The sequence below is a fragment of the Bacillus sp. 2D03 genome, from assembly GCF_003946765.1.
In the GTDB taxonomy this organism is placed as follows: domain Bacteria; phylum Bacillota; class Bacilli; order Bacillales; family Bacillaceae_G; genus Bacillus_A; species Bacillus_A cereus.
Genome location: NZ_RPSJ01000001.1, coordinates 518,416 through 541,885, shown reverse-complemented (window position 1 = coordinate 541,885; position 23,470 = coordinate 518,416). Strand labels below are relative to the sequence as shown.

Sequence of the window (23,470 nt, the reverse complement as noted above, 5' to 3'; positions counted from 1 at the left end):
GGAGAGCATGAAAGGGAAACTTATAGTAGTCGGCGGTGGCTTGGCTGGCTTAATGGCAACGATTAAAGCGGCAGAAGCAGGAGTAAATGTTGAACTGTTTTCTTTAGTACCAGTAAAACGTTCACATTCTGTATGTGCTCAGGGCGGAATTAACGGTGCCGTAAATACGAAAGGTGAAGGGGATTCTCCATGGATCCACTTTGACGATACAATTTATGGTGGGGACTTCTTAGCGAACCAACCACCAGTTAAAGCGATGTGTGAAGCAGCACCTGGTATCATTCATTTAATGGACCGTATGGGTGTTATGTTCAACCGTACGGAAGAAGGACTTCTTGATTTCCGTCGATTTGGTGGAACGCAACATCACCGTACAGCATTTGCTGGTGCAACAACTGGACAGCAATTACTTTACGCATTAGATGAACAAGTACGTCGTCACGAAGTAGCAGGACTTGTAACGAAATATGAAGGTTGGGATTTCTTACGAGCTGTTGTTGATGATGAAGGTGTGTGCCGAGGAATCGTTGCACAAGACTTACAAACTATGGAGATTAGAAGTTTCGGAGCAGATGCCGTGATTATGGCAACAGGGGGCCCTGGTATCATTTTCGGAAAATCAACAAACTCCATTATCAATACAGGTACAGCAGCTTCTGCTGTATATCAACAAGGCGCATATTATGCAAACGGTGAGTTCATTCAAATTCACCCAACGGCAATTCCTGGAGACGATAAATTACGTCTTATGAGTGAATCTGCACGTGGTGAAGGTGGACGTGTTTGGACATATAAAGATGGTAAACCATGGTACTTCTTAGAAGAAAAATATCCGGCTTACGGAAACCTTGTACCTCGTGACATCGCAACACGTGAAATCTTTGATGTTTGCGTAGAGCAAAAACTAGGTATTAACGGTGAAAACATGGTGTACTTAGATCTTTCTCATAAAGATCCAAAAGAACTAGATATTAAACTAGGTGGAATTATTGAAATCTATGAGAAATTTACAGGGGATGATCCTCGTAAACTACCGATGAAAATCTTCCCAGCTGTTCACTATTCAATGGGCGGACTATGGGTTGATTATAAACAGATGACAAATATTCCAGGTTTATTTGCAGCAGGTGAGTGTGATTATTCTATGCACGGTGGTAACCGTCTTGGTGCGAACTCACTATTATCAGCAATTTATGGTGGTATGGTAGCGGGACCAAACGCAATTGAATATATGAAAGGTCTTTCTAAATCATCTGATGCTGTTTCATCTACTGTATATGAGCAAAATGAATTAATCGAAACAGAGAAATTTAACAATATTTTAACGATGGATGGTAACGAAAATGCGTATGTTCTTCATAAAGAGCTTGGAGAATGGATGACAGATAACGTTACAGTAGTTCGTGAAAATAAAAAATTATTAGAAACAGATGCGAAAATTGAAGAATTAATGGCTCGTTACAAACGTATTAACATTAACGATACAGCAAGATGGAGTAACCAAGGTGCTTCATTTACACGCCAACTTGCAAATATGTTTGAGTTAGCACGTGTTATTACAATTGGCGCATATAACCGTAATGAAAGCCGTGGGGCGCATTACAAACCTGAATTCCCAAATCGTGATGATGCAAACTTCTTAAAAACTACGATGGCAAAATTTGAGGGAGAAGGAAATGCACCAGCATTCCATTACGAGGACGTTGATATTTCGTTAATTAAACCACGTAAACGTGATTATTCTTCAAAACACGATGTAGCTGCTAAGGGTGAAGAGAAGGGGGATAAACAACATGTCTGAGAAAACAATCCGCCTCATCATTACAAGACAAGACGGGCCAGATGCTCAAGCCTTTGACCAAGAGTTTGAAATTCCATATCGTCCGAATATGAATATTATCTCAGCACTTATGGAAATCCGTCGTAATCCTGTTGATTCAAAAGGGAACCAAACAACTCCGATTGCATGGGATATGAACTGCTTAGAGGAAGTATGTGGTGCATGTTCGATGGTGATTAACGGAAAACCACGTCAATCATGTACGGCACTTATCGATCAATTAGAGCAACCAATTCGCTTAAAACCGATGAAGACATTCCCGGTTGTACGTGACTTACAAGTTGATCGTAGTCGCATGTTTAATGCTCTAAAACGCGTTAAAGCGTGGATTCCAATTGATGGTACGTATGACCTAGGTCCAGGGCCAAGAATGCCTGAGAAAAAGCGTCAATGGGCTTATGAGCTTTCAAAATGCATGACATGTGGTGTTTGCTTAGAATCATGTCCAAACGTAAACAGTAAGTCTGATTTTATTGGACCAGCACCGTTATCACAAGCTCGCTTATTCAACTCACATCCAACGGGTGAAATGCATAAAGCAGATCGCTTACGTGCAATTATGGGAGATGGAGGACTAGCAAACTGTGGTAACTCGCAAAACTGTGTGCAATCATGTCCGAAGGGTATTCCTTTAACAACTTCAATTGCGGCATTAAACCGTGATACAACAATTCAATCGTTCAAAGATTTCTTTGGTAGCGATAATAACTATTAATAAATATTGCCTCTTCATATCGAAGAGGCAATATTTATAACTATATTTTTCTGTTTATTCTGTTTATTTAAAGGTGAAAAGGAGAGATAACAATGAAGAGGATTTCTTATATTGAAGACTTTGAGCAATGGGAAAGTGGTTTTTCGTTTTACAACCCTGTAAAGGTTCGTTTTGGTGAAGTAGATATGTTTGGACATGTAAATAATGTCGTTGCTTTTACTTATTTTGAAGAAGCTCGTATTGCGTTGTTTAAAGAACTTGGATTTATGCAAGAGTGGACACATGCATCATCAGAAACGATGATCGTTGTTGCGGATTTACAATGTAATTTTATTAAGCAAATATATTTTGATGAACAGCTGAAGGTGTATGTAAAGGCAGGATCGGTCGGGAATTCTTCTTTAGATTTACATTATATGGTGAAGAATGCAGCAGGAGAGGTTTGTTTAGTAGGTCGTGGAATGATGGTTCAAGCGTCGAAAAAAACAGGAAGAGGCGAACCATGGCCTGAAGAATGGAAGAAGAAATTAATACAATAACAGAGTGAAAGAAAAATAAGAGAGCAATTTGCTCTCTTATTTTTTGTCTTCCATCGCTTCTTCTAATGTTAAGTGATGTTTATATAGGTATGTAGCGTATGGATTACCAACGTAGCGTAAGTGCCATGGTTCATATGCATATTCTGTTGTATCTGTTTTATCTTCTAAGTAACGAATGACAAAGCCGAATTCATGAGCGTGTTCTGCGACCCATTTTCCTTCTGCTGTCTCCCCGAAGATAGGCTCTAATTGAAATTTAGCTGATTTTGAACTAATATCCATTGCTAAACCCGTTTGGTGTTCACTTGTACCAGGAATTGCGCTTACCGAATTAGCTTCGGCTTTTCCTTGACGTCTAACGTATGTATCATGCAACGATTTTTGGCGTTTGTATGAACGATAACCAGATACAGCTGTAAGATCAAGCCCTTCTTTTTTCGCAGCTTTAAACATGTTTTCAAGTGCCTCTGCAGCATCTTTTCGCAGCAATGTTTTTTCTTTATCTTTTGGACTAATAAATGGTACATTTGGTCTCGTTAAGTCTTCAGGAATGTATCCATCTGGTAGTTTTCGATGTTTATTAATTAAGACAAGATTAGATTTTGGATTTGTTACAACTGAAAAGTCATTGTCTATTTTCTTTGCATTATGATCAGCTTTTGGAAAAGCAGGAATCTCTTCTTTTTTATGGTTATTATGCTTTTGACTTTCGACAGCTTTTGCTTCATTATGTAGTGGTGTTTTAGAACCAAAGTAAGCGAAAGATGTGATACCGATTACAATAGTAGTGGCAGAAATAATTATTATCTTTTTCATGATGCCTTGTAATCACAGTCCCTTCTTAATAGAATGTGTAATGTTTTTTTATTATAAATCTAGTTTGTTGGAAAAGGAATATAAGAGTCATAACGTAATAGAAATGCAAAGAAAATGTCAGAAAATGTGTGAATTTGTAGTATTTTTTTATATAATTCATTTCTTATCTTTCATGAAATGCATTTTTTATGTAATATATATACATAAGAAGATGTAGCGATTATCGAGAATAGAGAACTTCTTGTATAGACTAGGAGTGAATGGGAATGGATTTTGCAACAATTATTGGACTTATTTTAGGATTTGTAGCAGTGGTAGTAGGGATGGTCGTCAAGGGCGCTGACATAACAGCCTTATTAAATCCTGCCGCAGCATTAATTATTTTTATCGGTACATTTGCTGCAGTATGTATTGCATTTCCGATGAATCAACTAAAAAGGGTTCCAAAACTATTTAAAGTTCTTTTTGGTTCAAATAAAAAGGATTTAAGTTATGAACAGTTGCTAGAATTATTTGTTCATTGGACATCTGAAAGTAGAAAATACGGTATTTTGTCTTTAGAGCAACAATTAGACAAAATTCAAGATGAATTTCTTTTGCGCGGTATGAAATTTGTGATTGATGGTGTATCCGCAGAAGATTTAGAGCAGATTTTGGAATCTGAATTAGAGGCAATTGAAGAAAGACATGCAAAGGGAGCTGCTATTTTTTCACAAGCTGGTACGTATGCACCGACATTAGGAGTTTTAGGTGCTGTTATCGGTCTTGTAGCTGCGCTTGGTAACTTAACTGATATTGAAAAGTTAGGTCATGCTATTTCGGGTGCGTTTATTGCAACGATTTTTGGTATTTTTTCCGGTTATGTATTATGGCATCCATTTGCAAATAAGTTAAAGCAAAAATCTTCAGCTGAAATTGAGAAAAAACGTTTAATCATTGATTGTTTATTAATGTTACAAGAAGGTACATATCCGTTTATTATGAAGAACCGCATTTTAGGTGCACTTTCTGCAACTGAGCGTAAAAAGCTAGAAAAAGGAGCAGAAAAAAATGCGGAGTAAGAAAAATAGAAGAGGTAAAAAGAAAAAACATGATGAGCATATCGATGAAACGTGGTTAATCCCATATTCTGATATGTTAACGTTGTTATTTGCATTGTTTATCGTTTTATTCGCAATGAGTAGTATAGATGCTGCGAAGTTTAAACAGATGGCAGTTGCTTTTCGAAGTGAATTAGCTGGGGGAACAGGTAACAAAGAATTTTTAAGTGATCAAAAGCCAAATGATGAAAAAGAATTATCAGCAAGTAGCCTTGAGGCAGAACAAGCAAAAAAACAAGAAGAAGCTAGAGCTAAAGAAAAAAAAGAGATGGATGAATTGAAAGCATTACAAAAAAAGATTGATCAATATATTAATGAAAAACAATTATCCTCTTCTTTTCAAACTAAATTAACTGAAAAGGGATTAATGGTGACAATATTAGAAAATATACTGTTTGATTCGGGGAAAGCAGATGTGAAATTAGAATCTTTAGGGATTGCAAAAGAGATGTCTAGCTTACTTGTTTCAGCGTCACCTCGTGAAATTACAGTATCGGGTCATACGGATAATGTCCCTATTGCCAATGCGCAGTTTGCGTCGAATTGGGAATTAAGTACGCAGCGGGCAGTTAATTTTATGCAAGTATTACTGCAAAATAAAGAATTACAACCAGAAAAATTTAGTGCGATTGGATACGGAGAATACCGTTCAATTGCTCCAAACGATACGCAAGAAGGAAAGGCGAAGAATAGACGTGTGGAAGTATTTATCTTGCCTTTAACAGAGAAAGTAAAATAAAAGAGGATGGCGAATGCCATCCTCTTTTATTTTACATCAAATGATTTTAAGTTGTCGCGACGGATTTTATCTTTTTCTGCATCTGATTTTTTGAAATCATAATCATATAAAGCGCCTTCCCAATCGCCATACATTGGATTCGGGAAAATAATGAATTTCTCACCAAATTGTGCTTTTGAATCTGCTACTGTTTGGTTACGATCTTTTACAGATTTTCCATCAAAACCTGTGAAATCAGATAAGTTATCACCGAAGAATAAGACAATATCATGAGTTTGAGAAACGAGTTCACGGCGTTTTTCTTTTCCTTTTTCTTTCGGATCTTGTAGTAATATATGTTCTTTCGTTGCTTGAGGAGCACCTACACGCTCAAGATTTTTAATTGTTGCATCTAGTTGATTCGTTTTACGATTTGAGATGTAGTAAATATCTACACCTTTAGACTCTGTATATTTTAAGAAATCAATTGCGCCTGGAAGGGCTTCAGCCTCAGCTTTGTTAATCCAATCATCCCATTTGTAAGGATAGCCTTTGCCTGTTTTTACGCTCATTGCCTGATGAGGACTGTTATCTAAAACAGTTTCGTCTAAATCAAGCACGATAGCAGGTTTTTTCTCTGTCCCTTTTGCAAGAATTGCATCAAGCTTTAATTGACCAATGTTGTACCCTTGGTAGTAAAGTGCTTTCGTTTCACCGGCTGTTTGATACCATAAATCAGCCATTAATTGTTGTTCTGTTAATTTTACTTTCTCTTCTTTCGCCACTGTTTTCTCTGGTGTTCCTGAACATGCTACAAGTGATGTAGATAGAACTGCTACAGATAATAAAGTGGTAATGCCCCTCTTCATCTTCATATGTATCCTCCTTGATGTTAGAAAATCATTTTATATTATATATTAAAATATAATATTTTTATATGAACATTTGCATATTGTCTTTTGTATATATAGTAGTATGTCCTATATTAGAAAGATGAGCAAAATAATAATAGTTGTTTTGACAATTTTTATTGTCGTAATGACAATAAAAATTGACAAAAAGAACTTTGTTATTTACAATTTTAACTAAATAGAACAAATGATGGATTAATGACGATGTTTACATATAAGAGGATGAAGCGTGGTGCTATATTTTGTCTTGAATAAACATAGTCTTTGAAAGAGAGCACGAATGATACTAAAGGGGAGGCTTTATACTTTGAGTTTACAAATTCAAAACTTAACGAAACAATTTGGGGAATCAAAAGCAGTTAACGGTTTGCAAATTTCGTTACCAAAAGGTGAAGTACTAGGGTTACTTGGACGAAATGGTGCAGGGAAAACAACAACAATCAAAATGCTTCTCGGATTATTAACGCCTAATGAAGGTTCGATTACATGGGATGGAAAAGCATTTGGAAATAGTGGTGTAACAATTGGGTATTTACCAGAAGAAAGAGGTTTATATACAAAAAGTAGAGTTATAGATCAGCTGCGATATTTTGGTAGATTAGAAGGAATGTCGAAGAAAGAAGTAGATCATGCTATTGATCACTGGTTAGAGCGTTTAGCGATACCAGAATATAAATTTAAAACGGCTGGAGAGCTTTCAAAAGGGAATCAGCAAAAAATCCAATTAATTGCTGCTCTTCTTCATAATCCGGAACTTCTCATTTTAGATGAACCATTCAGCGGCCTTGATCCAGTTAATGCTGGGATGTTAGCTAGTATTATTGAAGAACAAGTACAGAGCGGAAAGACGATTATTTTATCAAGTCATCGTATGGAACAAGTAGAGGCTTTTTGCCAACATGTATGTATTTTGAAAAAAGGTGAAGCAGTCGTAAAAGGACAGCTAAGTGATATTAAGAAAGAATACGGTTTCCGTAATTTAACGATTGAAGATACAGTAGAGAATGAAAAGGGATTAGAAGCTATACATGTATCGTATGAAAAACAACAAGGCCTTCTTTATGTGAAAGTACAAGACGATGCGGAAGCTCTCAAGATTTTGCAACAGTTGCAAGAGCAAGGTGTTAGCTTACGACAATTCAAAATGTTAGAGCCGACGTTAAACGAAATCTTTGTAGAGAGGGCGAAATAACGATGCGTAAATTTTCTCACGTATTTTCATTTTATTTTAGGGAAGCATTTTTATCTAAAAAATCATTAATTACGAGTGCGATTTTATTTTTAGTTGTGTTTGGGATTTTTGCATTTAATCATTTTACTTCAGGCGATGATAAAAATAAGGATAAAGATAAAATTGCAGTTGTAGTAGAGAGTTCCACATATAAAGTACAAAAAGATGAGCTAAATAAGCTATTGCCATCAGCAAAAATAACAATTGGTTCAAAGGATGATTTTGATAAACTGCATAAGCAAGTAGAAGAAGGCGATTTAGATGGTCTATTCCATGTGGCGGAAAAGGATGGGGCTCCATCGATTACATATATGTATAATGGATTTCCAAGCCAAGCAACTTCTGCAATTATGGCAGGATATTTAAAGCAACAATATACGATGGTGACGATTGCCAAAAATAATGTTTCACCAGAAATTGCACAGCAATTACAAACAGAAATTCAAGTAAAGCAAGAAGCGATAAAAGATCGTACATCTTCTTTCGGAATTGCCTATTTCTTTACATTTGCTTTATATATGTTTATTGTAGCGTTCGGAAATACAATCGCAATGAATATTGCATCTGAAAAGGCGTCACGTGTAATGGAAGTAATGCTTCCGAAAGTGAAGCCTCTTACGATGATGTATGCGAAAATTTTAGCGGTTGTTTCAACGGCGTTATTGCAACTTGTCATATTGGCGTGTGGTTATCTTATTCCATATTTGTTAGGTTGGGTCGATTTAGAAAGTGCCTCACTATTTGGTATTCCAATTGACTTTACGAAATTAGATGCAAAGGTTATCAGCATGTTTCTTGTTTATTTCATTACGGGATATTTACTTTATGCGATGATGTATGCTGCTGCTGGAGCTGTCGTGTCTAAGACGGAGGATTTACAAGCTGTATCTTTCCCGGTAATGATTTTAATTATGGCTGCATTCTTTATTAGTATTAAATCATTAAGTGATCCGAATAGTACTATCGTCGTTGTAAGTTCTTACATTCCATTCTTTACACCGATGGTTACCTTCTCACGTATTGTAGCTGGTGAAGCAGGTATGCTAGAAATTACGATAACATTAGCAGTCTTATTGGCGACAATTGCGGTATTAAATGCTGTTACAAGCCGCATTTACGTAAACGGCGTAATGAATTACTCAGATAAAGTGAAATTTAAAGATTTAGCGAAATTTATAAAGCGTCAATAATGAGAGAAAAGCGTGATTTCTTATTGAAATCATGCTTTTTCTTTATGTATAAATTAAAAATAGTATATAATGATAAGAGTCGTCTTTTAATAGAATGAATAAAAAGGAGGGTGTGCAGATGGGGATTAGTAGTCGTTTTACAGTAGGTGTTCATATGCTGACATTACTTGCGATAGATCGAAACTCTCGCTGTACCTCTGAATGGATTGCCGGTAGTGTGAATACAAATCCAGTTGTGATTCGTCGCATTACAGGAATGTTGAAGAGAGCAGGACTTGTTGATGTACAAGCTGGTAAAGGTGGTACGACACTTGCTCGAGATTTAGAAGAAATTACATTACTTGATGTATATAAAGCAGTGGAAGTTGTAGAAGAAGGACAGCTATTTTCCTTCCATGAAAATCCCAACATTGAATGTCCAGTAGGAGCTAATATTCAATCAGTATTAGAAATTATTTTAATGCAAGCGCAAGAAGCGATGGAAAACGTACTTGCAAATGTAACGGTAGATCAATTAGTTACAAATTTAAAGTCTAAAATGAAAGAATAAAAAAAGCGAGCTTCCTCATAATGAGGGCTCGCCTTTTTTTATTCAGAAATATTGAAAATTCTATTTTTCAGTATTTAAAATGAATTTACCTACGATAGCTGCGAAGATACCACCAAGAATTGGTGCTACGATGAATACCCATAGTTGAGAAAGTGCTTCTCCACCAACAAATAAAGCTGGTGCGATACTACGAGCTGGGTTAACAGATGTTCCAGTTAACGGAATTCCTAATAAGTGAATTAAAACTAATGTGAAACCAATTACTAGTCCAGCTAAAGAAGAACTTCCTTTTTTACCTGTTACAGCAACGATAACTAAAATAAATACGAAAGTTAAAATGAACTCAACTAAAAATGCTCCAGATAAACCAAGAGTTCCGAAACCATTTTGTCCTAAATTATCTAAAGGTGTTTTAGCAGATTTTAAAATTGTTACTAACGTTGCAGTTCCTAATAAACCACCTAAAATTTGAGCTAATACATAATAACAAAGTTCCATAGCGTTCATTCGTTTGTTGATGAACATAGCTACTGATACTGCTGGGTTAATGTGACATCCAGAAATTGTTCCGATGCTATATGCCATAGCTACAATAGATAGACCGAAAGCCATAGCGATTCCTAATGTTCCAATTCCTTCAATTCCGCCGCCAGTGACAGCTACTCCAGTTCCGAATAATACAAGTACAAATGTACCAATAAATTCAGCGATTGCTTTTTTTAACATAATTTACCTCCTATTAATGCGCATGAAACGTATTATAACATAAGTTTTAGTATAAGCAGCCAATGAAATACTATTCTGATAAGGCGAAATAGGGGGACAATAAAAAAGAGTATGGTTCATCTCTATAGAACCATACCCTTTTTTTATGCCGATTTTTTCTGTTTAACGACTGGAACAGAACGGTTTAAAATACTATTTGCAACCATTCCTAACATGATAATAATCATTCCGATGAGAGAAAGTCCTCCAGGGAGTGAACCATTTAAGAAAATGATTTCTCCAAGTACGGTAAAGACCATCGTTCCAGCTTGTGTTGCTTCAACAGCTCCAAGTAGAGCGAGGTTATCTTTTGCTAAGTCAGTAGCAAAGAAAAATGTCATCGTTGCAATAACGCCGGAACATAATGCTAACAAAAATCCTTGAAGTATTTGGTTGGATGTTGGAATGCCAGTAGTAGAAAATCCGTATATACCAAGCAAGATTGTTATAGGAAGACTTCCAATTGCCATTCCTAATACACGTTGGAACGTATCAAGGCGTCCACCAACAAGCTCCATCATTTTTCGGTTACCGAACGGATATAAGAAAGCGGCTAATACGACAGGTAAAAAACCTGAAATGAACTGAGTCATTGTAATATGGCCTGCGGCAGTTGCTTGCATACAAATTACACCAAGTAAAATAAATAATGCAACATATAAGCTACGAAGTGGAATTTTTCCACGTACAAGTTTCGTACCTGATTTTGTTTCTATTTTCACGAAAAATAGTGGTGATAGTAGTAAACCAGCTAAAATCGTAACTTGCCAAGTTCCAGCAACGAGCCAAGCTGGAGAAAAGACAGCTGCGAAACTTAATAAAGAATAAAAACCAATACCGGCAACAGAACCCCATCCGATCCATGCCAATGGATGTTTTTTTAAATCTTCCCATAATCCCCTAAAGTTTTTGCGAAATAAAACGATAAGGAATAAAATAGGAAGAGCAAATAAAAAACGGAAGGAAGCTGTCCAAGCCCAGCTCGTTCCAGATACATTCATCGCTCTATTAATAATAAAGGTTGCAGAAAAAAAGGCCGATGATAAAAGACCTAATAAAATTGCGCGCATGAAGTATAACACTCCTTTCGAAAATAAATAATTATGTATAGTATGATATACTTTTAATTATTAAAAGTAAACTATTTTATACTTTAAGGTGGTTTTATATATGAAAGAAAATGAAGATATGCAAACGAAAGAAGTCATTCAACAAGTTGGACAGTTATTGAGACAAATTCGAAATGAACAGAAATTAAGTTTAGAAGAATTAGCTCATAAAACAGGAGTTAGTAAATTAACATTAGGAAAGATCGAAAGAGGGGAAACAAATCCGACACTAGCTGTCATTTGGAAAATAACGAAAGGGTTATCAATTCCTTTATCCAGATTAATGGTTGTTGGAGAACCTGTAGCTGTTGCGCGCTGTGGAGAAGGATTTGCAGTAGATGAAGGACAAGCGTGGCATTTAGAAACGATGTTCCGTTATACGAAAGAAACAGGGATGGAAATGCACCGCGCTTGTTTACGATCAAATAGTATATATGAGCCAGAAGCTCATCATGAAGGTGCGATTGAGCTTGTAACGGTAATGAAAGGGAAAGTGTCTATTCAAGTGGAGAATGATGTATACGAATTAAATGAGTTTGATTCCATTCAATTTGAAGCGAATAAGAAGCATATTTATAAAAATGAAGAAGAAGAAGTAGCGGTATTACATTTAACGATGAAATATTCTTCATGAAAAAATCACCTATAGGATTCTATAGGTGATTTCTCTTCTTAAGTATGTGAAATAATGCCGTTAGTACGAACGTGGCATAAGTAATAAACAAATGAAATAAACTAAAAATCCTGTCCCAAAACATAAAACAGCAATAACCCAAATGATACGAATAAGAGTAGAGCTAATATCAAAATATTCTCCTAAACCACCACATATACCAAATAGCATTTTATCAGTTTCGGATTTACATAACTTTTTTGACATATTCCAATCAACTCCTTTTTATATCAAACTGCATACTTTTATTCTATATGGAAATTTATGAGAAGACTATGGGGTTGTATTACATTTTTTTGTGAGAAGTGATCGTATTAATTGTCTTAATTTTCAGTGGATATTAAACTTGTAGTTATGAGGTGATTTTTAATAAAGGGTGGGGAAATAGAGATGACAGTATATTGGTTGACTAACGTAATGCTTGAATCAGGATATACATATGAAGAAGAGAGAATTTCACAAACAGAAACAGAATTATGCAGTTTACTTATTGAAGATGGTCGAATTAAAAAAATTATAAAAGGGATTGTTCAAGAGGAAGATATAGTAACTTTTGATGCTAAGAACTTATTAATGTTGCCAGCTTTCAAAGAGATGCACATTCACATTGATAAAACATATTATAGTGGCCCATGGAAAGCTTGTATGCCAGCAGAAAGTATTTTTACACGTTTTAATGAAGAAGAAAAAATTTTACCAAAGCAATTAGCGACTGCCCAAAATAGAGCGGAAAATATGCTAGAGTTACTACTGCAAAATGGTGCAACGAATATTAGAACGCATTGTAATGTCGATCCGATTATTGGGCTTGGTAATCTGGAGGCGACGTTAGCGGCATTAGAAACATATAAAAATCGAGTGTCTAGTAGAATTGTTGCGTTTCCGCAACATGGATTATTGCGCAGTGATTCTGTGCAACTCGTGAAAGATGCGATGCGTATGGGTGCTCATCTAGTCGGAGGAGTAGATCCAGCTACAGTAGATAATGACATTGAAAAGTCATTACATACAATTATGGATATCGCAGTAGAATTTAATGCGGATGTTGATATTCATTTGCACGATGCGAATAATCTTGGAACGTTTACGATGAAGAGATTGGCAAGTTTAACAGAAGAAGCAGGATGGCAAGGCCGTGTAACGATTAGTCATGCACTTGGACTTGGTGGTGTTACTGATAAAGAGGCTGAAGAAGTGGCAGAAAGACTAGCAAATGTAAATATTGATATTACTTCAACAGTGCCAATTGGTAAACAAGTAATCCCAATTCCGTTATTAGATAAAAAAGGTGTTAAGGTTGCATTAGGCAATGATAGCATTACAGATCATTGGTCACCGTTTGGAACAGGTGATATGCTTCAAAAGGCGAATCGATTAGCAGAGCGTTTTGGGTGGAGTGACGAAAGGTCTTTAGGAAAAGCACTCCGCTTTATTACAGGAGGAAAAGAAACGTTAAATAATGAAGGGAAGCGAGTATGGCCGAATGTAGGGGATGAAGCGAGCTTTGTTTTGACGAATGCGACATGCGCTGCTGAAGCAGTAGCGCGTCAAACAGAAAAACGTTTAGTCGTGTATAAAGGAAATATTGTTGTTGGAAGTTTAAATGAGGTGGAATTAAATAATCTTGTGTAGAAGAATCGTTTAAATATTTTGAGGAGGGTTCTAATGGTGAGTATAGAACTCTTCTTTTTTATTCTTACAATATATTTTTATAGGAAAGCTAGAAGGGATGAAAAAATTGGACAATCAACATAACCAAAATCATATTATGGGAACTTTGCAATGGTTTATATTTTTATTAGCAAATTCAATCGCACTACCAATTGTCGTTGGCGGATTATTTCATCTTACGACGGAAGAAATATTTTATTTAATGCAGCGTACGTTTTTTGTAGTTGGTATATCTTCTTTTTTACAAGGGTGGCTTGGGCATAGACTGCCAATTGCGGATGGGCCGGCTGGATCTTGGGTTGGTGTATTTACCGTACTTGCTTATGCAACGGCCGGACAGGATCAATTACATAGTACACTGCAAATTTTAGAATTAGGAATGATAATCTCCGGTGTTATTTTAATAGGATTAGGAGTAACTGGTTTTATAGGACGTATTTTATTTTTATTTACGCCGCTTGTGACAGGGACGTTTTTATTTTTATTATGTTTACAATTAAGTGGTGTATTTTTAAAAGGAATGTTAGGAATTACAGCTACTATTTCTCAAATCGACGGATTTACAGCAATGATCGCGTTTAGTATATTTCTGTTCGTTATTATACTATCTAATTTTGGAAAAGGCTTTGTCAAAAGTTATGCAGTTTTAATAGGATTAATTAGTGGGTGGATTATTTTTCTCATTGCAGGAAAAGTGACAATCCCATCTCAAGTAACTCATTTTGTGCAACCTCCACATATATTTGCTTGGGGACTTCCAAAATGGAATACTGGTATGGCTGTATCCAGTTTCGTTATGGTATGTATTTTAGTTTCGAATACGGTGGCAGCTATTATAGCAATCAATCAAGCAACTATTCATAAAGCGACTATTGAACAAAAACAGTTGAAAGATGGAACATGGGTTGGGGGGATTTCACATCTCATCTCTTCTGTATTTTCAACTGTAGGTGTCGTTCCGTTACCAGCAACGGCAGGATTTATACGTTTAACAAAACAAAAGTATATACGATCGTTCTTAATGGCATGTGCATTACTAGTCGTAATGTCTCTTTTTCCAAGTATTATTCGTTACTTAGCATCTTTACCATCAGCTGTTGCATCGGCTGTTTTAATGGCTTCGTTCGTACAGTTAATTGGAATTGGATTTAATAATATAAAACAAGTGCCGATGAGTGAAAGGAATGTAACGATCTTAGGCGTTGCAGTATTATTTGGCAGCGGCGTAATGTTTTTACCGTCTGGAGCACTCCAATCCTTGCCGTCTATTATGCAATATATATTCGGTAATGGTTTATTTGTAGGTACGGTTGTAAGTATATTGCTAGAACAAATATGGCGCGTTGGAAAGTAAGTGGATAAAAAGAGTGTACGCACTGTATAAAAGTCTAAAATAACATAGGAAATAAAGCCCATTTTTATTCACCACCTGCACATTTCGTTCATACAATATCTTGACTAAATAAACACCCAACTTACACATACACAGCTCTGGCTTAAGCAAGGAGGGTTATACCAGTTGAAGGAAAAAGCGTATCAATCTAAACCTTTACTCACAAAGAGAGAGAGAGAAGTATTTGAATTGCTGGTTCAAGATAAAACAACGAAGGAAATTGCAGGTGAACTTTTTATAAGTGAAAAGACAGTTCGCAACCATATCTCAAACGCAATGCAAAAGCTAGGGGTTAAAGGACGTTCACAAGCAGTTGTGGAGCTTCTTCGTATGGGAGAGCTCGAATTATAAGAAAGCAGCCGACTTTTATATAAAAGTCGGCTATTTTTTGTTTGCTTCACTTGCTATATGAATGATAAGAACACTCCATACATAAATAGGTAATAAGGAGGGGATATGTTGAAAAGGATACTGTTAGTTTCAACAAGTGCTCATGATATGAATGGACACCCGACTGGTTTGTGGCTGGAAGAGCTCGCAGCTCCTTATCATGTATTTAAAAAGGCTAAGTTTGATGTTGATATTGTGTCAATAAAAGGTGGGAGAGTACCTATAGATAGAGTGTCTATTCCGAATGGTATACCTCGCGAATTCAAGCATGTAGCTTCTTTATTGCAAAATACGAGGCCGATTTCAAATGTTCATTTTTCGGATTATGATGCGGTTTTATTTTGTGGTGGGCACGGGGCGATTGTAGATTTTCCAGATAATCCATATGTAGCAAATTTGATTGAGAATATGTATAACAATAACCGGATTGTAGCGGCTGTTTGTCACGGAGTAAGCTCTTTAGTCGGTGTGAAAAATAAGGATGGCTCGTTTTTTGTTGAGGGTAAGCGTATAACAGGTTATACAAACGATGAAGAAAGAGCTGTACACTTAGAAAAGCGCGTTCCGTTTTTGTTAGAAAGTAAGTTGAAAGAAGAAGGAGCTTTGTTTTATGTAGCCCCCAATTTTACGCCGCATGTAGTAGTAGATGATCATTTAATTACAGGACAAAATCCACAGTCTAGCGTGGAAATAGGTAAGGCTATAAAAAGGGCTGTAAATAAATTATCGTCATTTTAATTTCTGCTCATTTCTTCTTATTAATGGGAATGTCTTCTTTTCAAAAAAAGATGGAGCAATGAATATGCACTTTATATAGAAGAAACCGACTTTCTTATAGAAGGTCGGTTATTTTTCTATCTTGCAAATTACGAAAAAAAGGAGCAAAATAAAAAAGGTCCTAGTCTATACATGGGCAAATGAAAATTTTCATACAGAAGCATTTGAAGTGAGCGAACTTAAAGTGTGTAAAATATAATGATAAACATAAAAGATGATGAATGAGAAAACGGGTGATGAAGTTGAATAGAGCAATCGGTGTTATCGATTCAGGAGTTGGCGGTTTAACAGTAGCGAAGGAATTAATTCGTCAGTTGCCGAAAGAGCGTATCATATATTTAGGAGATACAGCACGTTGTCCTTATGGTCCACGTTCTCGAGAAGAAGTACGTCAATTTACGTGGGAAATGACGGAGCATTTACTAGATTTAAATATTAAAATGTTAGTTATTGCGTGTAATACAGCAACTGCAGTTGTATTAGAAGAGATGCAAAAACAATTACCAATTCCAGTAGTAGGAGTTATTCACCCAGGATCACGTACAGCTTTAAAAGTGACAAACACGTATCACGTTGGGATTATTGGAACGATTGGAACGGTGAAAAGTGGTGCATACGAAGAGGCGTTAAAGTCTATTAATAACCGTGTTATGGTAGAAAGTTTAGCTTGTCCACCTTTCGTTGAACTTGTAGAGAGTGGGAATTTCGAAAGTGAAATGGCGTATGAAGTTGTAAGAGAAACGCTGCAACCACTGAAAAGTACCGATATTGATACACTTATATTAGGTTGTACACATTATCCGATTTTAGGACCTGTTATTAAAAAAGTAATGGGAGATAAAGTGCAACTAATTAGTTCTGGTGATGAAACAGCACGTGAAGTAAGTACAATCTTATATCATAGTAAAATGTTGAATGAAGGAGAAGAACAAAGCGATCATCTCTTCTTAACAACAGGAAAAATAGGCTTGTTTAAAGAAATTGCATCAAAATGGTTTGGTCAACCGATTGAAAATGTGAAGCATATTCATTTAGAAAAAGAATAATAGTAGAATTTATATAAGTGAGCTCCTGAGAAATCAGGAGCTTTTGTTTTATCTTGCTATTTGCTGGGTAGTAAGACCCCTGCTGATTAAAGTTTCAATTTATAAGAGGCACAGCTTGTTCTAAAACGTGAAACAGCTCGTATACATAATAGTACAAACTTAGATTTTAGGGGGGAATGGCATGCCTAAATCCACTTTTAAATGGGTTGTTGGTGCTACTGTGAGCGCTGTTTTACTAACAGGGTGTGGCTTTATAAATCAAGAGAAAGCAACTGAACAAATTGATCCGCCAAAACAAGTTACGTATACAGAGGGTGGGAAGAAAGAAGTAGCTAAAAAAGATAAGCAAGGGCAAATGGTAAATAGAGAACTATACCTTGTTGATAAAAATGGTTATGTTGTACCACAAACGTTAGCTATACCTACTCCGAAAGCAAATGAGACTGTGAAGCAAACGTTAGAATACCTTGTGAAAGATGGACCGGTAACGAATTTATTACCAAATGGGTTTCGTGCAGTCATTCCGGCGAATACAACGATGACCTTAGATTTGAAAAAGGACGGAACGGCAGTTATTGATTTCTCTAAAGAAATGAAAAACTATGCGAAAGAAGAAGAGCGTCAAATCGTTGAATCTATAGCTTGGACGTTGACGCAATTTACAGAGATAAAACAAGTGCAGTTCCAAATAAATGGTGAGAAATTGGCAAAGATGCCGGTTGGTGGTACACCGCTTGGTGAAGGAGTGAGCCGTGCAAATGGTATTAACTTCGATGATGAACAAGTAGCAGATGTAACAAATACAAAACCAGTCACACTGTATTTTATGGCGCAAAATAATAATAAACAGCAATACTACGTACCAGTCACACGCCGCGTTGCGGAAGGTAAAGAAAATGACTATGCAGCAATTATAGATGAACTCGTAAAAGGACCGATTCATCAATCGCTCCTGAATGATTTTAATCCAGGAGTTAAACTTATTACGAATCCGAAATTACAAGATGGAAATCTTACATTAAACTTTAACGAAAATATATTTATAAACCCAGATAAAAATATGGTTTCAAATTACGTATTGAAGTCGTTAGTTTTATCTTTAACTGAAAAGAAAGGCGTGAAAAGCGTTTCTATTGAAGTAAATGGTAAAGCAAATCTTATAGATGAAAAGGGCGGAAAGTTAATAAAACCGGTAGATCGTCCAGAAAACGTGAATACAGGTAGTTTTTAATCGCCAATAATTTGATATACTTAAGTAAGAAAGGGGAATTGCTTTTTGAGTTCCCCTTCTTTTATTGTATACATATCATACATTTAAATTTGGCTATACTAACAAGTAGTTATGAGGAGGTTATTTTTATGCGAGTAGATGGTAGAGAGAAAACAGAATTACGCCATATACATATTCATACGAATTATTTAAAACATCCAGAGGGATCTGTATTAATTGAAGTTGGGGATACAAAGGTGATTTGCTCAGCAACAATTGAAGAGCGTGTACCACCGTTTATGCGTGGAGAAGGAAAAGGATGGGTAACAGCTGAATACGCGATGATTCCGCGTGCAACAGAACAACGTACGATTAGGGAGTCAAGCAAAGGGAAAGTAACAGGACGTACAATGGAAATTCAACGTCTAATTGGACGAGCATTACGTGCGGTAGTTGATTTAGAAGCGCTTGGCGAGAGAACAGTTTGGATTGACTGTGATGTCATCCAAGCAGATGGTGGAACGAGAACAGCTTCTATTACAGGTGCATATGTAGCGATGGTATTAGCTTTCGAGAAATTATTACAAGCAGAAAAAGTATCTAAAATTCCAGTAAAAGATTATTTAGCAGCAACGTCAGTAGGAATTGTTGAAGAGCAAGGTGTTGTTTTAGATTTAAACTATGCAGAAGATTCTAAAGCAGACGTTGATATGAACGTGATTATGACTGGAAAAGGCCAGTTTGTTGAGGTGCAAGGAACTGGAGAAGAAGCGACGTTTAGCAGAGCACAGTTAAATGAATTACTTGATGCTGCGGAACAAGGCATTTTCCAACTGATTGACATGCAAAAAGAAGCTTTAGGCGACATCGTATCTCATATAGAGTAGAGGTGGAAAGTATGAAACAAGTTGTTGTAGCGACAAAAAATATGGGGAAAGTACGTGAATTTGCTGAGTTATTTGAGCGATTTGATTTAGAAGTAAAATCATTACACGATTTTCCTCATATTGAAGAAGTCGAAGAAACTGGTGAAACATTTGAGGAAAATGCGATTTTAAAAGCGGATAGTCTGAGCAAACAGTTGAATGCAATTGTAATCGCAGATGATTCAGGTCTTATTGTAGATGCTTTAAATGGAAAGCCAGGCGTGTATTCAGCTCGTTTTGCTGGAGAGCCGAAAGATGATCAAGCGAATATTGATAAAGTGTTACAAGAATTAAATGAAATACCGTTTGATAAGCGTAAAGCTCGCTTCTACTGTGCATTAGCAGTAGCTTTCCCTGAAGGTGATAAAAAGCCTGTTATTGTAAACGGGACGTGTGAAGGATATATTTTAGAACAGCGCCGCGGAGAAAACGGCTTTGGATATGATCCGATTTTTTATGTGGAAGAATATAAAAAAGCGATGGCGGAACTAAGCTCAGATGAGAAAAATGCCATTAGCCACCGCGGACGTGCTCTTCGTAAATTAGAAGAAAAAATCCCGGAATGGTTTTTAGGAGAATAAGGGAGAGAGATTGATGAAAGCTTTAATCGTAAGCGATAGTCATAGCTCTGTGAAGGAATTACAGCAGTTAAAAGAGAAATATGAAGGGAAAGTAGATATCATGATTCATTGCGGTGATTCGGAGCTAACGCCTGCTCATGAAGAGTTGCAAGGTTTCCATGTTGTAAAAGGGAATTGTGATTATGCTAACTTTCAAGACGAAATCGTAACTGATGTAGATGGCATTCGTTTCTTAGTTGTGCACGGACATCGTCATAACGTGAAAATGACATTGCAAACATTAGCGTACCATGCAGAAGAGGTAGGGGCGCAAGTTGCGTGCTTCGGACACTCTCACGTATTAGGTGCAGAATTAATCAACGGCGTTTTATTTATTAACCCAGGCAGTGTTTTATTACCACGTCAGCGTGTAGAAAAGACATTTGCTTTATTAAAAATGGATGAAAATCAAATGGAAGTTCGTTTTGAAACGTTAGACGGACAGCTAGTTGAACAAGCAGTTTTTAAAAGAGGATAAGAAAAATTATCCTCTTTTAAAAAAGGTGTTGACTTTATGTATGGTTATACATATAATAAATATTGTCGATAGGGCAACGGCGCTAACGAAGAAAAATAAAATAACATATGCGGGTGTAGTTTAGTGGTAAAACAAGAGCCTTCCAAGCTCTGGTCGAGAGTTCGATTCTCTTCACCCGCTCCATGTCCCAGTAGCTCAGCCGGATAGAGCATACGCCTTCTAAGCGTACGGTCGGGAGTTCGAATCTCTCCTGGGACGCTAAAAAAACCTTGTTATCTTTTGATAACAAGGTTTTTTGTTTGTCTACAAATTGATGTATGTGCAAGAGGTTTAAAAATATTATAACGGGATATATGATAATGAGTATATGCAACAGATTAAAGTGCATTAAAAAGAGCGCTTAAAAAAGCTCTTTGCTAGTCAGTTATATTATTTGTTTGTTCAGGCTCATCAAATGGTTTATGCACGTATTGAAAACCATATCCAGCTTCAACGAGAACCTCATCAACCTTTTCTAAAAATTCTTTGCCCCATTCAGTAAAAAGATATTTCCCCAATATCTTAATAACAAAACGATACCCTTTTACTTCAGGATACCTTTCGTAAACCTCGTCACTTTCTATAAAGCCCAAATACAAATTGATTTTTTCTTGCAGTAATTCAATATGTTTTTCCTCATCAGACCAGTCTAATTCATCAGCGATGACTAAATAGGCTATTTTTTCTTCTTTATTGTAGCCCATAAAATCAACTTTTTCTAATTCGTATAAAGACATAAGTACACCTCTTATCTATTGTTTTCTTCTAATTTCAACTTTAGTTGGAGGTATTTCCGTACCACCTACAAAAGGTGGTTGCCCTTTGCCTACAACTGTTGCGCCCTATTCCTCTTATTTAATTTAAAGAATCAATAGGTTTATGGTGGAACTCAAATCCATATCCAGATTCTCCTAACTGTTCACTTACAATATTATAAAACTTTTTACCGCTCTAGTACGATTGAGCAACCGTTATCGAAACTTATTCCTGTTAGTGTGTTACAATTAATAGAAGCGGAAAACGAGAATCTCCAATTGACTGGACCTGTGATTGGTTAGATGGTTTAAGAAGGTCGTATAAAAAAGGGAGATGGCGCAAAGATGGCGAGATCAAATGAGAATGATTTAACGGAGAAATTGGCAGAAGGTCACCGGAAATATGGTGATGGCAATTTTACAGTACAGAACATCGGTGATGAAACTAACCCGAATTGGACTGTCGTAAAAAATGTGAGGAAAGGATCGGCAGGCATTCGCGAAGGAGAAGATATATTAAGACTGCGATCAAAATATATAAAGTAGTAAGGAAATGGGCGGAGCGGGAGTTCGAATCTCTCCTGGGACGCTAAGAAAACCTTGTTATCTTCTGATAACAAGGTTTTTTGTTTGTTTTAAATTAGTTGTTAATAAACTTGTCAAAGACAAAACCATAATCTTTCACATTATATTGTTTCTTCGTATCAACAAGCCAGTTAAAGGCGATCTCGTTCATCTCTTTAAATTGCTCTGCTAAGTTTACTTGTGCGTTTGAAATACGGCTGAAAGCATTAGATGCCATATCTAAACTTTTGTGTGCATATTGTAATGTAATATCGTTGTCGTATGAAATTTCTTCGATTTTAAGTAAAGCCTTATATAAATCTTTTAATTCTTCAATATGTTTTTTATGAACATCAATTGAGTAATGCTCATCGCCCATTTGAAACTTAATTTCTACATCTAAATCAATCGTTCCGGCAGTTTCAAGTGCTACGTTTTTAATTTGATATTTGCTATAACTAAAGCGGCGTAGTGTACGTTTTTTACTTGTCGCACTTGTACCATCTAGATGGAGTAATCCTTTGTTTGTGAAGCAATATTCATCTGATTTCGATTTAATTAGAAAGTAAATTTTCTCTCCATCTTCATGCATTACGTAATCATCAGCATCGACTTTATCGTAATCTTTCGGTGTAATGACAGAACCTACATCGCTTAATCCTAAAACATCGGCAGCTACTTTTTTGAACATATATAATCCCCCTTGCAAAAAAATTCTTAATTGCACAAAAATATATTAACATGATTTTAACAAAGGGTGTTCTTTTAATGAGAAAATATTGGGAGGTAAGTTAAGAAAAGGAACGAATATTATTATAAAATATGTAAAAAGGTGCTGAGAAGAAGTGTACCATCATACAAAAACAAAAGGAGATTTAGCTGTTTTAAAGGCACAAGTTGATTTGTATGAAAAAGGATACATGATTTTAATGCCACAAACAGAGCATTCGCCGTTTGATCTTGTAGTGTATAAAAACGGGAGATTTAAAAGGGTACAAGTGAAATATAGAGAATTGAATGCAAGAGGGATACTAGAAGTTAGATTCCGATCTAGTTATTCTACGACAAGCGGAGTCACTACAAAAGAAGTGAATAAAGAAGAGATAGATGTGTATTGTGTATACTGTCCTCAAACAGATTTTTGTTATTATTTCAATCCAAAAATTTTTAGTAAATCTATTAGTTTAAGAGTGGATTCTCCGAAAAATAACAAAGAGAAAAAGTTAATTTTGCAAGTGATTATAAATAAATTCCGTGAAAGCACCTCAAGCGATATGAGGTGTTTTTCAATCTCTTTTTGAAATCTTACAATTCTGTAAGGTAACTGTAAGGTAGTTCGATGGTAAGAAATTGCTAATCTTTTATAATGAAGATAACAACGATAAAACGAGGAGGCAGAAATGATGAAAGGATTAGTTGTAACGGGCTTGACGGTTGCTTTTGG

Annotated in this window: 26 protein-coding genes, 2 tRNA genes and 2 pseudogenes; 22 read left to right on the top strand and 8 right to left on the bottom strand. The window is 36.1% G+C overall.

Annotated elements, in window-relative coordinates; translation table 11 throughout:
• Positions 1 to 7: 7 nt before the first annotated feature.
• The 3 genes from sdhA to EBQ15_RS03065 all read left to right on the top strand — a co-directional run bounded on the left by sdhA (position 8) and on the right by EBQ15_RS03065 (position 3,094).
• Positions 8 to 1,801, top strand: coding sequence for a succinate dehydrogenase flavoprotein subunit (gene sdhA, locus EBQ15_RS03075; RefSeq protein ID WP_000676750.1), 1,794 nt, complete (start codon positions 8 to 10; stop codon positions 1,799 to 1,801).
• A complete protein-coding gene (gene sdhB, locus EBQ15_RS03070) occupies positions 1,794 to 2,555 on the top strand; it encodes a succinate dehydrogenase iron-sulfur subunit (RefSeq protein ID WP_001291827.1) in 762 nt (253 codons plus the stop codon). Before sdhA ends, sdhB begins: the two co-directional genes overlap by 8 nt.
• Before the next feature lie 92 nt (positions 2,556 to 2,647).
• The gene (locus tag EBQ15_RS03065) at positions 2,648 to 3,094 is read left to right on the top strand and encodes an acyl-CoA thioesterase (protein WP_000822733.1); all 447 of its coding nucleotides are present in this window, start codon (positions 2,648 to 2,650) and stop codon (positions 3,092 to 3,094) included.
• 36 nt (positions 3,095 to 3,130) lie between these two features.
• Here the strand turns inward: EBQ15_RS03065 and EBQ15_RS03060 are convergent, their stop codons facing one another.
• A complete protein-coding gene (locus tag EBQ15_RS03060; protein ID WP_000720201.1) occupies positions 3,131 to 3,910 on the bottom strand; it encodes a M15 family metallopeptidase in 780 nt (259 codons plus the stop codon).
• Positions 3,911 to 4,176: 266 nt separating this feature from the next.
• Here EBQ15_RS03060 and motA point away from each other — a divergent pair, with 266 nt between their 5' ends.
• Together motA and motB are read left to right on the top strand one after the other, a co-directional pair.
• Positions 4,177 to 4,971, top strand: a complete 795-nt coding sequence (motA, locus tag EBQ15_RS03055) for a flagellar motor stator protein MotA (RefSeq protein WP_000344853.1) — start codon at positions 4,177 to 4,179, stop codon at positions 4,969 to 4,971.
• Positions 4,961 to 5,749 carry a flagellar motor protein MotB gene (gene motB, locus EBQ15_RS03050; RefSeq protein WP_001256734.1) on the top strand — a complete coding sequence of 263 codons (789 nt, stop codon included), beginning with the start codon at positions 4,961 to 4,963 and terminating at the stop codon, positions 5,747 to 5,749. The genes motA and motB overlap by 11 nt, the downstream gene beginning before the upstream one ends.
• 26 nt (positions 5,750 to 5,775) lie before the next feature.
• Here the strand turns inward: motB and EBQ15_RS03045 are convergent, their stop codons facing one another.
• On the bottom strand, positions 5,776 to 6,603 hold the full coding sequence (locus tag EBQ15_RS03045) for a 5'-nucleotidase, lipoprotein e(P4) family (RefSeq protein WP_000782767.1): 828 nt from the start codon (positions 6,601 to 6,603) through the stop codon (positions 5,776 to 5,778).
• A 343-nt stretch (positions 6,604 to 6,946) separates the two neighbouring features.
• Here EBQ15_RS03045 and EBQ15_RS03040 point away from each other — a divergent pair, with 343 nt between their 5' ends.
• The 3 genes from EBQ15_RS03040 (at position 6,947) to EBQ15_RS03030 (ending at position 9,610) form a co-directional block, all read left to right on the top strand.
• Positions 6,947 to 7,831, top strand: a complete 885-nt coding sequence (locus EBQ15_RS03040; RefSeq protein ID WP_000058117.1) for an ABC transporter ATP-binding protein — start codon at positions 6,947 to 6,949, stop codon at positions 7,829 to 7,831.
• A 2-nt stretch (positions 7,832 to 7,833) separates the two neighbouring features.
• The gene (locus tag EBQ15_RS03035) at positions 7,834 to 9,060 is read left to right on the top strand and encodes an ABC transporter permease (RefSeq protein ID WP_001224974.1); all 1,227 of its coding nucleotides are present in this window, start codon (positions 7,834 to 7,836) and stop codon (positions 9,058 to 9,060) included.
• Positions 9,061 to 9,178: 118 nt separating this feature from the next.
• Positions 9,179 to 9,610, top strand: a complete 432-nt coding sequence (locus tag EBQ15_RS03030; RefSeq protein WP_000512998.1) for an Rrf2 family transcriptional regulator — start codon at positions 9,179 to 9,181, stop codon at positions 9,608 to 9,610.
• Positions 9,611 to 9,670: 60 nt separating this feature from the next.
• Here the strand turns inward: EBQ15_RS03030 and EBQ15_RS03025 are convergent, their stop codons facing one another.
• Both EBQ15_RS03025 and EBQ15_RS03020 read right to left on the bottom strand, forming a co-directional pair.
• On the bottom strand, positions 9,671 to 10,336 hold the full coding sequence (locus EBQ15_RS03025) for an aquaporin (protein ID WP_000913213.1): 666 nt from the start codon (positions 10,334 to 10,336) through the stop codon (positions 9,671 to 9,673).
• 143 nt (positions 10,337 to 10,479) lie between these two features.
• Positions 10,480 to 11,445 carry a DMT family transporter gene (locus tag EBQ15_RS03020; RefSeq protein WP_001201625.1) on the bottom strand — a complete coding sequence of 322 codons (966 nt, stop codon included), beginning with the start codon at positions 11,443 to 11,445 and terminating at the stop codon, positions 10,480 to 10,482.
• Between the two features lie 100 nt (positions 11,446 to 11,545).
• Here EBQ15_RS03020 and EBQ15_RS03015 point away from each other — a divergent pair, with 100 nt between their 5' ends.
• Positions 11,546 to 12,118: a helix-turn-helix domain-containing protein gene (locus EBQ15_RS03015; RefSeq protein ID WP_000661924.1), complete on the top strand. Its 573-nt coding sequence runs from the start codon at positions 11,546 to 11,548 to the stop codon at positions 12,116 to 12,118.
• Between the two features lie 60 nt (positions 12,119 to 12,178).
• Here EBQ15_RS03015 and EBQ15_RS03010 read toward each other — a convergent pair whose 3' ends face one another.
• Positions 12,179 to 12,364 carry a PspC domain-containing protein gene (locus EBQ15_RS03010; protein ID WP_000038411.1) on the bottom strand — a complete coding sequence of 62 codons (186 nt, stop codon included), beginning with the start codon at positions 12,362 to 12,364 and terminating at the stop codon, positions 12,179 to 12,181.
• 183 nt (positions 12,365 to 12,547) lie between these two features.
• Here EBQ15_RS03010 and EBQ15_RS03005 point away from each other — a divergent pair, with 183 nt between their 5' ends.
• From EBQ15_RS03005 to EBQ15_RS02955, 11 genes are all read left to right on the top strand, one after another.
• On the top strand, positions 12,548 to 13,789 hold the full coding sequence (locus EBQ15_RS03005; protein WP_000219559.1) for an amidohydrolase family protein: 1,242 nt from the start codon (positions 12,548 to 12,550) through the stop codon (positions 13,787 to 13,789).
• A 97-nt stretch (positions 13,790 to 13,886) separates the two neighbouring features.
• A complete protein-coding gene (locus EBQ15_RS03000; protein WP_002001030.1) occupies positions 13,887 to 15,182 on the top strand; it encodes a purine/pyrimidine permease in 1,296 nt (431 codons plus the stop codon).
• Positions 15,183 to 15,347: 165 nt separating this feature from the next.
• Positions 15,348 to 15,572, top strand: coding sequence for a spore germination transcription factor GerE (gerE, locus tag EBQ15_RS02995; protein ID WP_000659484.1), 225 nt, complete (start codon positions 15,348 to 15,350; stop codon positions 15,570 to 15,572).
• Positions 15,573 to 15,677: 105 nt separating this feature from the next.
• Complete coding sequence (locus tag EBQ15_RS02990) at positions 15,678 to 16,349, top strand: type 1 glutamine amidotransferase domain-containing protein (protein ID WP_002001032.1); 672 nt, start codon at positions 15,678 to 15,680, stop codon at positions 16,347 to 16,349.
• A gap of 275 nt (positions 16,350 to 16,624) precedes the next feature.
• A complete protein-coding gene (gene racE, locus EBQ15_RS02985; RefSeq protein ID WP_000774005.1) occupies positions 16,625 to 17,434 on the top strand; it encodes a glutamate racemase in 810 nt (269 codons plus the stop codon).
• 181 nt (positions 17,435 to 17,615) lie between these two features.
• The gene (gene gerM / locus EBQ15_RS02980; protein WP_001126745.1) at positions 17,616 to 18,665 is read left to right on the top strand and encodes a spore germination protein GerM; all 1,050 of its coding nucleotides are present in this window, start codon (positions 17,616 to 17,618) and stop codon (positions 18,663 to 18,665) included.
• Between the two features lie 128 nt (positions 18,666 to 18,793).
• Complete coding sequence (rph, locus tag EBQ15_RS02975; RefSeq protein WP_001261765.1) at positions 18,794 to 19,531, top strand: ribonuclease PH; 738 nt, start codon at positions 18,794 to 18,796, stop codon at positions 19,529 to 19,531.
• Between the two features lie 11 nt (positions 19,532 to 19,542).
• Entirely contained in the window at positions 19,543 to 20,151 is a 609-nt protein-coding gene (locus tag EBQ15_RS02970) for an XTP/dITP diphosphatase (RefSeq protein WP_000815929.1), read from the top strand.
• A gap of 13 nt (positions 20,152 to 20,164) precedes the next feature.
• Positions 20,165 to 20,668 (top strand): metallophosphoesterase, encoded by a 504-nt coding sequence (locus tag EBQ15_RS02965; protein WP_000645489.1) that lies wholly within the window; start codon positions 20,165 to 20,167, stop codon positions 20,666 to 20,668.
• 109 nt (positions 20,669 to 20,777) lie between these two features.
• Positions 20,778 to 20,851: transfer RNA gene (locus EBQ15_RS02960), tRNA-Gly, on the top strand.
• 1 nt (position 20,852) lies between these two features.
• Positions 20,853 to 20,926: transfer RNA gene (locus EBQ15_RS02955), tRNA-Arg, on the top strand.
• Positions 20,927 to 21,084: 158 nt separating this feature from the next.
• On the opposite strand, the gene EBQ15_RS02950 is transcribed toward EBQ15_RS02955, so the two are convergent.
• Together EBQ15_RS02950 and EBQ15_RS31960 are read right to left on the bottom strand one after the other, a co-directional pair.
• A complete protein-coding gene (locus EBQ15_RS02950; RefSeq protein ID WP_000061064.1) occupies positions 21,085 to 21,444 on the bottom strand; it encodes a DUF6572 domain-containing protein in 360 nt (119 codons plus the stop codon).
• Between the two features lie 118 nt (positions 21,445 to 21,562).
• Positions 21,563 to 21,655 (bottom strand): annotated as a pseudogene (locus tag EBQ15_RS31960) (DUF6572 domain-containing protein); the annotation flags it as partial.
• Positions 21,656 to 21,807: 152 nt separating this feature from the next.
• On the opposite strand from EBQ15_RS31960, the gene EBQ15_RS02945 reads away from it, so the two are divergent.
• Positions 21,808 to 22,008: a hypothetical protein gene (locus tag EBQ15_RS02945; protein WP_000124460.1), complete on the top strand. Its 201-nt coding sequence runs from the start codon at positions 21,808 to 21,810 to the stop codon at positions 22,006 to 22,008.
• A gap of 94 nt (positions 22,009 to 22,102) precedes the next feature.
• Here the strand turns inward: EBQ15_RS02945 and EBQ15_RS02940 are convergent, their stop codons facing one another.
• On the bottom strand, positions 22,103 to 22,717 hold the full coding sequence (locus tag EBQ15_RS02940) for a PH domain-containing protein (protein WP_000475205.1): 615 nt from the start codon (positions 22,715 to 22,717) through the stop codon (positions 22,103 to 22,105).
• A gap of 154 nt (positions 22,718 to 22,871) precedes the next feature.
• Here EBQ15_RS02940 and EBQ15_RS02935 point away from each other — a divergent pair.
• A pseudogene (locus tag EBQ15_RS02935) lies at positions 22,872 to 23,275 on the top strand (group I intron-associated PD-(D/E)XK endonuclease).
• Positions 23,276 to 23,470 lie beyond the last annotated feature (195 nt).

Excerpts from the sequence above, each read along its gene's own strand:
- motA (WP_000344853.1), top strand. The coding sequence starts at position 4,177 with ATGGATTTTGCAACAATTATTGGACTTATTTTAGGATTTGTAGCAGTG.
- EBQ15_RS03015 (WP_000661924.1), top strand. The coding sequence starts at position 11,546 with ATGAAAGAAAATGAAGATATGCAAACGAAAGAAGTCATTCAACAAGTT.
- EBQ15_RS03000 (WP_002001030.1), top strand. The coding sequence starts at position 13,887 with ATGAAAAAATTGGACAATCAACATAACCAAAATCATATTATGGGAACT.
- EBQ15_RS03030 (WP_000512998.1), top strand. The coding sequence starts at position 9,179 with ATGGGGATTAGTAGTCGTTTTACAGTAGGTGTTCATATGCTGACATTA.
- EBQ15_RS02965 (WP_000645489.1), top strand. The coding sequence starts at position 20,165 with ATGAAAGCTTTAATCGTAAGCGATAGTCATAGCTCTGTGAAGGAATTA.
- rph (WP_001261765.1), top strand. The coding sequence starts at position 18,794 with ATGCGAGTAGATGGTAGAGAGAAAACAGAATTACGCCATATACATATT.
- EBQ15_RS03060 (WP_000720201.1), bottom strand. The coding sequence starts at position 3,910 with ATGAAAAAGATAATAATTATTTCTGCCACTACTATTGTAATCGGTATC.
- gerM (WP_001126745.1), top strand. The coding sequence starts at position 17,616 with ATGCCTAAATCCACTTTTAAATGGGTTGTTGGTGCTACTGTGAGCGCT.
- EBQ15_RS02940 (WP_000475205.1), bottom strand. The coding sequence starts at position 22,717 with ATGTTCAAAAAAGTAGCTGCCGATGTTTTAGGATTAAGCGATGTAGGT.
- EBQ15_RS03045 (WP_000782767.1), bottom strand. The coding sequence starts at position 6,603 with ATGAAGATGAAGAGGGGCATTACCACTTTATTATCTGTAGCAGTTCTA.
- racE (WP_000774005.1), top strand. The coding sequence starts at position 16,625 with ATGAAGTTGAATAGAGCAATCGGTGTTATCGATTCAGGAGTTGGCGGT.
- EBQ15_RS03020 (WP_001201625.1), bottom strand. The coding sequence starts at position 11,445 with ATGCGCGCAATTTTATTAGGTCTTTTATCATCGGCCTTTTTTTCTGCA.
- EBQ15_RS02970 (WP_000815929.1), top strand. The coding sequence starts at position 19,543 with ATGAAACAAGTTGTTGTAGCGACAAAAAATATGGGGAAAGTACGTGAA.
- sdhA (WP_000676750.1), top strand. The coding sequence starts at position 8 with ATGAAAGGGAAACTTATAGTAGTCGGCGGTGGCTTGGCTGGCTTAATG.
- motB (WP_001256734.1), top strand. The coding sequence starts at position 4,961 with ATGCGGAGTAAGAAAAATAGAAGAGGTAAAAAGAAAAAACATGATGAG.
- EBQ15_RS03010 (WP_000038411.1), bottom strand. The coding sequence starts at position 12,364 with ATGTCAAAAAAGTTATGTAAATCCGAAACTGATAAAATGCTATTTGGT.
- EBQ15_RS03035 (WP_001224974.1), top strand. The coding sequence starts at position 7,834 with ATGCGTAAATTTTCTCACGTATTTTCATTTTATTTTAGGGAAGCATTT.
- EBQ15_RS02990 (WP_002001032.1), top strand. The coding sequence starts at position 15,678 with ATGTTGAAAAGGATACTGTTAGTTTCAACAAGTGCTCATGATATGAAT.
- EBQ15_RS03025 (WP_000913213.1), bottom strand. The coding sequence starts at position 10,336 with ATGTTAAAAAAAGCAATCGCTGAATTTATTGGTACATTTGTACTTGTA.
- EBQ15_RS03005 (WP_000219559.1), top strand. The coding sequence starts at position 12,548 with ATGACAGTATATTGGTTGACTAACGTAATGCTTGAATCAGGATATACA.
- EBQ15_RS02950 (WP_000061064.1), bottom strand. The coding sequence starts at position 21,444 with ATGTCTTTATACGAATTAGAAAAAGTTGATTTTATGGGCTACAATAAA.
- EBQ15_RS03065 (WP_000822733.1), top strand. The coding sequence starts at position 2,648 with ATGAAGAGGATTTCTTATATTGAAGACTTTGAGCAATGGGAAAGTGGT.
- sdhB (WP_001291827.1), top strand. The coding sequence starts at position 1,794 with ATGTCTGAGAAAACAATCCGCCTCATCATTACAAGACAAGACGGGCCA.
- EBQ15_RS02945 (WP_000124460.1), top strand. The coding sequence starts at position 21,808 with ATGGCGAGATCAAATGAGAATGATTTAACGGAGAAATTGGCAGAAGGT.